A 12,403-nucleotide genomic window follows, 5' to 3' on the forward strand; every position below is an offset into this window, starting at 1 on the left:
AATCATCGTTGAATTTGTTTCAAGCATGAATCATTTATACGTTCTCAAGATAATTTAAAATATAGTAAGAAATACTTTTAGTCTTGAAAACAGCAGAATTTTACCGAAAAACAATCAATTTTGACTAAAAAAGCGTCAAATAGTAGTTTTTTTATCTAATCAGCGGAATACTTTAAACCAATTTCCGACTTCACGCGATCAATAATTTCAATTAAGTTTTGACTAAATTCTAACGGTAGTTTTTCACTTTCCGTTTCACCATTCAAAATACAAGCGTTTACTTCTTCAATTTCATGAATATAGCCAATTCCTGCATGTGGAAGTTCAAAAATAGTTTCTTGTCCGTCTTTGTATAAAGTGATGGTGCCAGCATGATGAAAACGGCGATGTAGTTTTATAGAACCTTTTGTACCGTGAATGAATGCTTCTGTAGGTGTATCAACTTCTATAGTAGATTCTAAGATGGCTTTTTCTCCGTTTTTGTAGCTGAATAACATCGAGCAAAAACTATCAACATCAGTTTCTGTCATACGTGCCATTGCTTTTATATCGGTAGGAATTCCTAATACTAATAGACTTAAAAAAATAGGGTAGAGTCCAATATCTAACAAAGATCCGCCAGCTAAATCTTTGTTGTATAAACGACTTTCTGGATCGAATTTTCCAAGAAATCCAAAATCTGCATGCACGCTGATAATATCGCCGATGGTTTGCGCGTCTAAAAGTTCTAGTACTTTTTTATAAGAAGGCATAAAACGTGTCCAAATAGCTTCCATCAAAAATAGCTTTCGCGATTTTGCTTCTTGAATCATTGTTTGCACTTGTTTTGAGTTGATTCCCATGGGTTTCTCACACAAAACTGCTTTGCCTTTTTGTAGACACAATAAGGTATTTTCGTAATGAAACACATGTGGTGTGGCAATATAAATGACATCAATTTCAGGATCGTTGGCGAGCGCTTCATAGGAGTCATAAGCTTTATTCGCGTTATATTTTTTAGCGAAAATAGTCGCTTTTTTTTGACTTCTAGAGGCAACTCCATGAAGTATAGCTGTTTCAGAAAGTTGTAAATCGGTAGCAAAATTAATGGCAATTTTCCCTAATCCTATAATTCCCCAATGAACTTTTTTTGACATGTTTTTCAATTTTGAATGCATTCAAAAATAGGGAAATATCTAATGTTTATATAGTAGTAAATTTACTTTATGAACACTTTTTATGTTAATCTCTTTGGGCGAATAAATCTTAAAATAGTGATTATTAAGATTCCAATTCCGACACCTTTACACAAACCGCTTATAAAGTCTGAAACTTTTATGTAGTGTGAAATGACTTGTGAAACGGAGATGAATAAAATTCCTAAAACAATTAATAGAATACCTTTATTACGTTCTGGTGGATGCATATGTGTAATTTTTGTACTGTTAGTATTCTCTTAGATAGATTTATTACGTTTTTTTATGTTAAAATTTACATGTTAAAGTATAAAATCAAGTTTTTCTGTCTCTACAACAGAACCGTAAAGCACATAAAAATCTACAATTCTATTTCTTAAGTAATTATATTTTTCTTCCTGGATACAAGGAGTTTTTCTGATTGCCAATCGTTTTAGGGTCAAATTAATTTTTTTAATTTCATCATCGTCGAACAATGTTCCATTAATTAAATTCTCTTTCAAATAATCAATTAATGCTTTGTGATGTACTTCTGAAAAGTTTTGATTTTGATGTTCAATTGCTTCCTTCTGAAGGTTCTCAACAATCATTAACATTATGCCTTCTTTAGGTTGTAAACTCTCAATAGCAGTCGTGTAATTTTTTTTGATATTTATTAATTGAGTTTCGTAATCGACTGGAATTTCATCTTTTTTATACAAAGTCTTATCATTTATATAGATACTTGTTTGTTCAGAATCAAAGTATGATTTTAAGCGTTCAATTGTATCTTCGTCAATTGTTCCATTAATAATAAGCAAACTAATTTTTAGTTCTTTGAATTTCTCAGGAATAATTACGTTACCTCTAAAACTTAATCTCAATGACATCCATTTAGGTTCATCGAAAACTTCTTCAGGAATTTCAACTAAGTTGTAGTATTTCCGAGAAGGAGTATAAAATTCATGATTCTCTATTTCAGGATCAATTTCTTTTTCAAACTCTTTTGTTTGATGACTGATAAACCAATTGATTTGTGGTTTTAGAAATTGCGTGTCGTGTTCTTGCATAATTCCGGTAAATCCGCCCCAATATTCCATCGGAGTTTCTTCTAAAATAGTGCCATCAACACCACAGAGTAGATGTTTAAAATTTACAGTTGCAATTTGCTTTGGCAATTCTTCAAAAATACTTTCTACATTCAAACCGTGAACGGTTCTTAAATCGATTCTTTCTCCTTGACGATTGTATGGGAAAAACTTTGTAATCCAACCATCAATACATTTAGGTTCTCCATAATCATCGATAGTGTGAACTTTAAAAATCTGCATCCAAAAATCATTGTCAATAGTTCCTTCTGCAGTTTGTTTAATGTTAGTAATGATAGGTTGTAAATCATCATACCACCAAGTCATATTGTATTTGTTTAAAACGTTTAGTTTGTCTAACATTTTATTCCAATCTGCAGCAGAACCTTCTAGTTTCATTTCGGGAATTCCACAAATACAAACGGCTATTTCATATTCAAAATACGCTTTAAACGCATCCATGATTGTAATTTCACTAACCACTTTAGAGGCAAGATTTGTAGTGCTAAAATCAGCGCGTAATTCAGAAATCATCTCCGAACCGACAATATTTTCTATTTCATCGCTAAATGTTGAGGTTGTTTCATGCCAAGGACTATCAGGATTTCCAAGAATGATCTTGTCATTTCTAATGCTGAGCGTCTTTTTTTCTGTCAACTGAGGAAAAAGATCTTCTTTAGTTTTATGTGAAAAATTTACATGATTAGATATTCCCTGTAAAACTAGAAGCCAAATCATATCTGGCGAAAGCGTAAAAGGTCTATGCTCAGAATAAGCTAAATATAAACCATACAAAAAAGAGTGATATCCGCCAGAAATTAACTTTTCGTCAGCATTTGGTAAGTATTCTATTTTTGAAGAAAAGGTTTGTACAATCTCACTAAATACTTTTTCATCTACTAATTTTGTTGGTCGCTCTAGTGTTTCGATATCAAAAATGATCGAATTTTCGGTTTTGGTGGTCATCATGAATGTAATCAATTGGAAAACTTCAAAGTTATGATTTTTATAGTATCCTAAAAAACTACGCAAAACATCGTATGTTTTAGCATGACTAACTTTTCTAATTTTAAAACAAAAAACAACAATGTGTCATAGGCTAAAATTTGTGCTGTTGAGTAGTATTCTCTATCTCATTAGTATTTCGTGTACATCTTTACCAATCTCAGAACGAAAAAAGAGTTTTATCATTCTCAATACAAAAGATACCATTTATGGTGATCATATAGCAGGAACGAAACGTTTCTCAAATCTTGGTTGGGTAGTTGTCAAAAACGGACAAGGAGAAAATAGTCAAGAAAAAAAGTATAAGTACGATCAAATATATCAAGTACATTATTATGATCGAAAAAATAGAAAAGTCGTTCAAGAAATTGTAGAAGAAGATCCTACATATAGAGATACTCACCAAGAAATGGACATTATCATCAATCAGGGAAAAATGCGTTTGTATCTACATGATCCTGGATTTCGTCCCGATTTACCCTTTGTAGTTAGTGATATATATTATGGATATGCAAATGGTTTTCGGCATAAAAAAGTACTTAAAGCCATGGACAAATGTCAAGCATTTCGTGAAAAATTCACCGAAAGGAAACAACGTCGTAAAAAAGAACTCAAAAAATTAATCATGTACTACAATGCACATTGTGAATAAAACACTAGAACATATGAAAATCAACTTCAAAATAGTATGGAATGTATGTATACTTTGTATTCTTTATGGTTGTGCTTCAATATCAAATAGACAAACGCCAAATTTATCCGAAAGTAGTTTCATTGTATTAAAAAATCAAGATACCATATATACTAAGAAAATTCGTTTTTCAAGGAAATATAATAAAATAGGATACATACACGTAAAGAAAATCAATGGTGAAAAAGTAATATTTCCATATGATGAAATATATCAATTACACCATTACCGTAAAGCACGCGATTTTTATGTAGAAGAAATGGTTATGCTAACACCAAACAATCCAATTTCGTATACAGCAATGGACGTTATCATCAACAAAGGAAAGGTAAAATTATATGAACACGATCCTACAAATTGGAGAAATACGCCTTTTGTGATTAGTGATACATATTACGGATATGTTAGAACCACAAAAGAATATGAAGAATTGATATCTGAGTTAAGTAAATGCAGTGTTTTTTTTGAAAAATTCTTAGATAAAGAAGAACGCGACAAGGTACGTTTAGAAACTCTTATTAATTATTACAATAAAAACTGTGAATAATGTCTTTTGGTGCTTCAAATAATGGTGTTCTTACCAAAAAAAGTTCACTTGATGCTATTTTTTTTAAAATTATGAATGCTATTCTGCAATTTTGAGTGCTATTAAAAAACAATGCCAGTGTATCAGGTTATGTTTAACGATAAAAAACCGTTTCTATAAAACAAAGAGACGGTTTTTTTTATGAACTCAATGCTATTTATTTCGTTTCCGTAGCAATCCAAACATGTGTTCTATACCAATACCTACATACGTTCGTCCTTTATTTATCTGTACCATAGGTGAAAGTGTGAGACCATAATGTCGTGTAAATGGAAATTCTATTTTAGGACTAATGATAAAGTTTATAGTATTATATTTATAAGTATCCCAAGTATAGTTATCACCAAAGAAAAGAAAATGATCAGCTCTTTGCCAATTTTCAGGTTGACTAATCGTTGCGAAGCCAACTCCAACTGATATGTTGAGTCGGATGGTGCCTTTTGGATTCAGTTTGTAAATTCTACCAACCAACAATTGTGTCGTTCGTATATTGTCATAAGGTCCTGCTAAACCTAGCGAAAGCGCTCTTCCAATTCCAACACTAAAATCATCGGGTTCAGATGCCGAACTTCGAGCGCGTATAGTTCCTTCTAGTCGAAAAGAATATTTTTCTTGATAAGTATAATTCAATCCAAAATTAGCTCCAAAGTAATTTCCAAAGTCTAATCCTGTAGTTCCATAAATAGCATGATTTTCTGAGAATTGGGCATGTATTGTATATGTACTCATCAAAAGCGAGAACATCAATAGTATTTTTTTCATAGTAAGTATAATACATTTTTTGACTGTATTTCAGAACGAAATCAATCTTTTTAAAGGTTTAAATTATTTGATAATTTAATGAATGTAGCTAGGCTAAAGATACTATTTTATTCTAAACGAAACTGATATACATACAAAAAGCCGCTTCCATAGCAATAGAAGCGACTTTTTTAATATATAACTAAGCTCAGAATCTTACAATCCGAAAGCTGTTTTTACGTTGTCTACGTAATCTAATTTTTCCCAAGTAAATAACTCAACATCCAAGGTTTTGCTTTCACCATAAGGAGTAACGAATGTTTTAGAAACAACTTCGTTTTTACGTCCCATATGTCCGTAAGCAGCCGTTTCGCTGTACATTGGTGTACGTAATTTTAAACGACTCTCAATTGCTGCAGGACGCATATCAAATACTTCTTTTACTTTTTCAGCAATTTCTCCATCAGTTAAATTAACTTTTGCAGTTCCGTAAGTATCAACAAAAATTCCCATAGGTTCTACAACTCCAATTGCATATGAAACTTGTACTAAAATTTCATCAGCAACTCCAGCAGCTACTAAATTCTTAGCTACGTGACGTGTTGCATACGCAGCACTTCTATCTACTTTACTTGGATCTTTTCCAGAAAAAGCTCCACCACCGTGAGCACCTTTTCCTCCGTATGTATCTACAATAATCTTTCTACCTGTCAATCCAGTATCTCCGTGTGGTCCACCAATTACAAACTTTCCAGTTGGGTTAATGTGATATTTAATATCATCTCCAAATAATGCTTGAATTTCTGGCTTCAATTTCGCCTTTACACGTGGAATTAAAATTTCAACGATATCCTTACGAATTTTAGCTAACATCACTTCGTCACTTTCGTCGAAATCATCATGTTGTGTAGAAATTACAATTGCTTCAACTCTTGAAGGAACATTATCATCATTATACTCAATAGTTACCTGACTTTTCGCATCTGGACGTAAGTAAGTAATCTCTTTGTTTTCTCTTCGTAAAGCAGCCAATTCAATCAACATTAAATGTGATAAATCTAAGGCTAAAGGCATTAAGTTTTCAGTCTCTTTAGTAGCGTAGCCAAACATCATACCTTGATCACCAGCTCCTTGCTCTTCTTTAGTTTCTCTATCAACACCTCTGTTAATGTCTTCAGATTGCTCGTGAATTGCCGATAAAACACCACAAGAATTCCCATCAAACATATATTCGCTTTTTGTATAGCCAATTTTATTAACTACTTCTCTAGCAATCTTTTGTACGTCTAAATACGTGTTAGATTTTACTTCTCCAGCTAAAATAACTTGCCCTGTTGTTACTAATGTTTCACAAGCTACTTTTGATTCAGGATCGAATGCTAAAAAATTATCAATTAAAGCATCAGAAATTTGATCTGCTACCTTGTCTGGATGTCCTTCTGAAACCGATTCAGAGGTAAAAAAATATGACATAATAAATCTTCTTTTAAAAAATTATAAATGATAAGAAAAATAAAAAGCGATTGCTTTGTCGGCTAAAGAAGTAGAAAATTACTGCTTTAGCATTTTTTAACGTCTCGACTCATTCAAGACTTGAGGTTGCAATCAGTTCAAATTTTTCCTCAAAAACAGGTGCAAATGTATAAAAATCTACTTAGATACAAACAACAAAAAAGTATAAATTCATATTTCGTTACAAAACTGTTAAAAATAGATTTTTTTTGAAAAACATTTGGATATTAAATAATTATGACTTTACCTTTGTGCCAAACAAAGACGAAAAATGTTTATTAAAGTTTCAAATATGATGTGTTGTATGATGTGTAGCAGAAATGCCGCAGAGGACAACTATTGTATTTAGCTAACTTTAAAAAAGCATCTATCAATAAATTCAAGCCTCTGCAATTGCAGAGGCTTTTTTCATGATTATATTTTAAGTTAATTTTTTTTTCAAAAAACCAATGAATCAAATTTTTCAAATAGCAGAATTTAAAACTACAATGACAATGTGTTGTTGTATGATGGCTATGTGCATGATGTGCTGTAGCCAAATTTGCTATTATCGAAAAGTTCCAGATAAATACTAACCCATTTATTAGATTTATGAAAAAGGTCCTTTTGGTAATACGCTTCCAAAAGGACCTTTTTTTATTGGTTGAAAAAACAAACAAATCAACAAATTCACAGATAAACAAACTAACAAAAAACAGATTAACAAAAAGACAGAAAAAATAATAACACACAAAAATCAAAAAAATGAGTACACAACAATTCGCAACAAAAGCATTACATTCAGGACACGACACTACACAAAATGGAGGTACAAGAGCAGTTCCAATTTATCAATCGACAGCATATGTGTTTAACAATTCAGATCATGCATCGAACTTATTTGCCTTAGCAGAACCAGGTAATATTTACACAAGAATCAATAACCCGACAAATGATGTTTTAGAACAACGTTTGGCAGCTTTAGAAGGAGGAATTGCAGCTGTAGTTACGGCTTCAGGAACTTCGGCAATTGCTACAACCTTACTTACGTTGTTAAGAGCGGGCGATCATATTGTAGCTTCCAATAGTTTATATGGAGGAACTTATAATTTATTAAATGTTACGCTGCCAAGACTCGGAATTACGACTACATTTGTTGATCCAGCAGAAGCAAACAGTTTTACAGATGCAGTACAAGAAAACACAAGAGCTGTTTTCATTGAATCACTAGGAAATCCAAAATTAGATGTATTAGACATAGAAGCGATTTCTGCACAAGCCAAAGCAAACAAACTTCCACTAATTGTCGACAATACAATTGCCACACCATATTTATTGAATCCTATCAAACACGGCGCAAATATTGTCATTCACTCACTCACAAAATATATCAACGGAAACGGAACTGCACTAGGAGGTGCAATTATAGATGCAGGAACTTTTGACTGGACGAACGGAAAGTTTCCAGAATTTACAGAACCATCTGCAGGATATCATGGATTGGTCTATAGCGAAGCATTAAAAGAGGCAGCTTTCATTGCAAAAGTACGTATTGAAGGTTTACGCGATTTTGGTTCAGCTCTGAGTCCATTTAATGCTTTTCAAATCATTCAAGGATTGGAAACTTTACCAATTCGTATCAAACAACATAGTGAAAATGCCTTAGAATTAGCAAAGTGGTTACAAACACAAGAAGCGGTGGCTTGGGTAAATTACCCAGGATTAGAAACAAGTAATTATAAAGATTTAGCTGAAAAATACTTGCCAAAAGGACAAAGCGGAATTGTAACCTTTGGAATAAAAGCAGGTTACGAAGCGGCAAAACGTATTGCTGACGAAACAAAAGTATTTTCATTGCTAGCTAATATTGGAGATACAAAATCACTCATTATTCATCCAGCAAGTACCACACATCAACAGTTAACTACGGAACAACAAGCTTCTACAGGTGTAACACAAGATTTAATTCGCTTATCTGTTGGATTGGAAAATGTAGAAGATTTAAAAACAGATTTACAAACAGTATTTGAAAAAATAACCGCGGGAATTCCAGCATCATAAAGCATATATTTTGAGACAGAAAATAGCACATATTACCATTTCAGATTTCTTTACAGAAAGCGGTGCGTATTATCCAAGCCTAAAGTTGAGTTATCAGCTTACAGGTTCGGATAGTGCAGACGTACCAGTTGTATTAGTCAATCATGCATTGACGGGAAATTCTGAAGTTACAGGAGAAAATGGTTGGTGGAATAAGTTGATTGGCGATGACAAATGCATTGATACAAATCATTTTAAAATTTTAAGTTTTGACATTCCAGGGAATGGATTTTCAAAAGAATCAGGATTGATCAAATTCTACAAAGATTTTGTTGCCAGAGATATTGCGAAAATTTTTATCAGAGGTCTAGAGCAGTTAGAAATCAATAGACTTTTTGCAGCAATTGGTGGATCATTAGGAGGTGGAATTGCTTGGGAAATGGCAGTTTTAGAACCAAATCTGATTCAAAATTTAATTCCAATTGCTTCCGATTGGAAATCGACTGATTGGTTAATTGGCAATTGCTTTTTGCAAGAACGCATCCTAGAAAATTCAAAAAATCCAATTGAAGATGCCCGTATTCATGCCATGTTGTGCTATCGTACACCATTCTCTCTCAAAGTAAAATTTCAAAGGACATACGATAAAGAAAAAGAAATGTTTAACACAGAAAGTTGGTTGGCTCATCATGGGAAAAAATTGCAACAGCGTTATCAATTATCAGCTTACAAAGTGATGAATCAACTTTTAAAAACGATTGATATTACTAGAGGACGAGAATCACTAGAAAAAGTTGCTTCAAAAATTACAGGAAACATTCACATTATCAGTATCAATAGTGACATATTTTTTTCGCCAGACGAAGATATTGAAACATACAGAAGATTAAAACGTGTCAAAACAAACGTGTATCATGATGAAATACAATCCATTCATGGGCACGACGCATTTTTAATAGAATATGGACAATTAAGCTTGTTACTCAGAAACATATTTCAAGTTCAAAAATCATCTATAAAATAGGACAACACTCAAGAATTTAAGACTATGAAGATTTTAAAATTTGGCGGAAAATCACTCGCTAACGGAAAAGGAATCAAAACTACGATTCAAATCATAAAAGAAAAAGCAAAGCAGCAAGAACACATTGCAGTTGTATTATCTGCCCGTGGAAATGCTACAGATGAGTTGTTGGAAATGTTAGAGAAAGCAACGCGTAAAGAATCGTATCATGATCAATTAACAGCATTCAAAACATACCAAAGTCAAATAGATAGATCTTTGGATTTTTCAGAGGAATTTACAACACTCGAAAATTTGTTTCAAGGAGTTTCTCTATTGGGTGATTATAGTGAAAAAATAAAAGATCAAGTAGTATCGCAAGGCGAAATTATTTCAGCAAAATTAGTCACTAACTTACTCAAAAAAGAAGGTGTAAATGCTCATTTTACAGATGCTAGAAACTTAATAAAAACGGATAACGCTTTTGGAAATGCACGTCCATTAGATGTAATTTCACGTAAAAATGTGATCAATCATTTCAAATCACATAATGGGACAACGGTAAATATTGTAACAGGATTTATTGGTTCTAATAAAAATAATGAAACCACTACTTTAGGCAGAAACGGAAGTAATTATACAGCAGCTTTATTAGCTAACTTTTTAGATGCAGAAGAATTACAAAACTACACACACGTAGACGGAATTTTTACCGCTAATCCAGATCTAGTATCAGATGCAAAAAAAATAGAAGAACTCTCATTTAATGAAGCGAATGAATTGGCAAACTTTGGAGCAAACATTTTACACGCAAAAACCATTGTGCCGCTCATAGAAAAAAACATTCCGTTACGAATTTTAAATACCTTCAATAGTTCAGATGAAGGAACAATCATCACTCAAAAAGTAAAAACAAAAGGAATCAAATCGATTTCAGTATTGGACAACGTAGCATTGGTCAATTTAGAAGGAAGAGGTTTGTTAGGAAGAGTAGGAGTAGATGCCAGAATCTTCAAAACATTAGGAGAAAATGATGTCAATGTAAGTATCATTTCACAAGGTTCGTCTGAACGTGGAATTGGATTGGTGATTGATGCCGAAAAAGCTTCTGAAGCCATTATTGCATTGGAGCGCGAATTTGAAAATGATTTCTATACGAAAGATGTGAATAGAATCTCAATCATTGACGATGTTGCAGTAATTTCTATTGTAGGACAAGATTTGAGCGAATTTCACAAACCCTACAATGCGTTGATCAAAAACCAAATTGTTCCAATTCTATTTAACAATACAGTTTCGGGCAAAAATGTGAGTTTGGTGGTAAAAAAATCACAATTACACAAAGCAATCAATGTTATACACGGACAAATCTTCGGAATTTCTAAAAAAATAAACATTGCAGTCTTTGGAAAAGGATTGGTTGGCGGAACATTATTAGATCAAATTGTACAAAGTAAAAAAGACCTTTTAGATAAAAATAACATCAAACTAAATGTATTTGCGGTGGCAGATTCACAACATGTATATCTGGACAAAAATGGTATTGCAGACAATTGGGAAGAAACATTTTCAAAGGAGAAAGTAGCGTATACTGTACAACAAATCATAGATTACGCAAAAAACAATCATCTAGAAAATTTAATTGCTGTAGACACTACGGCGAGCAAGGAATTTATTCATAATTATATAAGTTTAGTTAGTAATGGCTTCGATTTGGTTTCGGCAAATAAAATTGCAAATACAGTGGAGTACTCATTTTATGATACGTTGCGAAAAGAACTGAAAAAGCATCAAAAAAATTATTTGTACGAAACCAATGTTGGAGCTGGTTTACCATTAATTGACACCATAAAATTATTGCACAAATCAGGAGAAAAAATCAATAAAATCCGAGGTGTATTTTCAGGCTCATTGAGTTATCTGTTCAATACTTTTTCTGTGGAAGATGTAGAATTTAGTACTGTTCTAAAACAAGCTTCAGAAAAAGGGTATACAGAACCCGATGCGCGTGAAGATTTATCAGGAAATGATGTAGCGCGTAAACTATTGATCCTTGCTAGAGAATTGGAATTGAAAAAAGAATTCTCAGATATCACAATTCAAAACTTATTGCCAGCACATTTACAGGCAATTAGTTTACCGCAATTCAACAAAAATGTCACAGATTTAGATCAAACTTACAAACTCATCAAAGCCAATCAGCAAAAAAATCATGTATTGCGTTATGTGGGCGATTTATCTACAGAAACAGGAATCTTGGAAGTAAAACTAATTTCTGTGCCAAGCAGTAGCGCATTGGGACAAATAAAAGGTTCCGATTCTATTTTCGAAATCTATACAGAAGCATACAAAGAACAACCTTTGGTAATTCAAGGAGCTGGTGCTGGAGCAGCTGTAACAGCAAGAGGTGTTTTTGGAGACATCTTACGATTAACAGAGAAATTATAAATTATAGATGTTGAATGCTAAATGTTGAATTTTAAATTGTCAATTCGAGCGCAGTCGAGAATACTTTAAAACAAAGTACATACAAAGAACAAAACACGAAAGACAAATCAACAAATTGACGAATCAACAAAAAAACAAACAACGAACCACAGCGAC

Annotated in this window: 10 protein-coding genes; 5 read left to right on the plus strand and 5 right to left on the minus strand. The window is 32.7% G+C overall.

The window, feature by feature from the left end; all coding sequences use genetic code 11:
- Nucleotides 1-155 precede the first annotated feature (155 nt).
- The 3 genes from ACOQOS_RS18685 to ACOQOS_RS18695 form a co-directional block, all read right to left on the minus strand.
- On the minus strand, nt 156-1,136 hold the full coding sequence (locus ACOQOS_RS18685) for a Gfo/Idh/MocA family protein (protein WP_420571992.1): 981 nt from the start codon (nt 1,134-1,136) through the stop codon (nt 156-158).
- Between the two features lie 80 nt (nt 1,137-1,216).
- Nucleotides 1,217-1,405: a hypothetical protein gene (locus ACOQOS_RS18690; RefSeq protein ID WP_420571993.1), complete on the minus strand. Its 189-nt coding sequence runs from the start codon at nt 1,403-1,405 to the stop codon at nt 1,217-1,219.
- 72 nt (nt 1,406-1,477) lie between these two features.
- The gene (locus ACOQOS_RS18695) at nt 1,478-3,211 is read right to left on the minus strand and encodes a DUF4419 domain-containing protein (RefSeq protein WP_420571994.1); all 1,734 of its coding nucleotides are present in this window, start codon (nt 3,209-3,211) and stop codon (nt 1,478-1,480) included.
- A gap of 145 nt (nt 3,212-3,356) precedes the next feature.
- Between ACOQOS_RS18695 and ACOQOS_RS18700 the strand changes: the two genes are divergently transcribed.
- Nucleotides 3,357-3,899 (plus strand): hypothetical protein, encoded by a 543-nt coding sequence (locus ACOQOS_RS18700; protein WP_420571995.1) that lies wholly within the window; start codon nt 3,357-3,359, stop codon nt 3,897-3,899.
- 13 nt (nt 3,900-3,912) lie between these two features.
- On the plus strand, nt 3,913-4,485 hold the full coding sequence (locus ACOQOS_RS18705; protein WP_420571996.1) for a hypothetical protein: 573 nt from the start codon (nt 3,913-3,915) through the stop codon (nt 4,483-4,485).
- Nucleotides 4,486-4,677: 192 nt separating this feature from the next.
- Here ACOQOS_RS18705 and ACOQOS_RS18710 read toward each other — a convergent pair whose 3' ends face one another.
- Nucleotides 4,678-5,286 carry a hypothetical protein gene (locus ACOQOS_RS18710; protein WP_420571997.1) on the minus strand — a complete coding sequence of 203 codons (609 nt, stop codon included), beginning with the start codon at nt 5,284-5,286 and terminating at the stop codon, nt 4,678-4,680.
- Between the two features lie 195 nt (nt 5,287-5,481).
- Nucleotides 5,482-6,738 (minus strand): methionine adenosyltransferase, encoded by a 1,257-nt coding sequence (metK, locus tag ACOQOS_RS18715; RefSeq protein WP_420571998.1) that lies wholly within the window; start codon nt 6,736-6,738, stop codon nt 5,482-5,484.
- 783 nt (nt 6,739-7,521) lie between these two features.
- Between metK and ACOQOS_RS18720 the strand changes: the two genes are divergently transcribed.
- Genes ACOQOS_RS18720 through thrA form a run of 3 tightly spaced genes read left to right on the plus strand, consistent with a single transcriptional unit; the run spans nt 7,522 to nt 12,247 of the window.
- Entirely contained in the window at nt 7,522-8,817 is a 1,296-nt protein-coding gene (locus tag ACOQOS_RS18720) for an O-acetylhomoserine aminocarboxypropyltransferase/cysteine synthase family protein (RefSeq protein WP_420571999.1), read from the plus strand.
- A 10-nt stretch (nt 8,818-8,827) separates the two neighbouring features.
- Complete coding sequence (locus ACOQOS_RS18725; protein ID WP_420572000.1) at nt 8,828-9,820, plus strand: alpha/beta fold hydrolase; 993 nt, start codon at nt 8,828-8,830, stop codon at nt 9,818-9,820.
- 24 nt (nt 9,821-9,844) lie between these two features.
- Nucleotides 9,845-12,247: a bifunctional aspartate kinase/homoserine dehydrogenase I gene (thrA, locus tag ACOQOS_RS18730; protein ID WP_420572001.1), complete on the plus strand. Its 2,403-nt coding sequence runs from the start codon at nt 9,845-9,847 to the stop codon at nt 12,245-12,247.
- Nucleotides 12,248-12,403 lie beyond the last annotated feature (156 nt).

The sequence above is a fragment of the Kordia sp. genome (assembly GCF_965224175.1).
Taxonomy (GTDB): Bacteria; Bacteroidota; Bacteroidia; order Flavobacteriales; family Flavobacteriaceae; genus Kordia.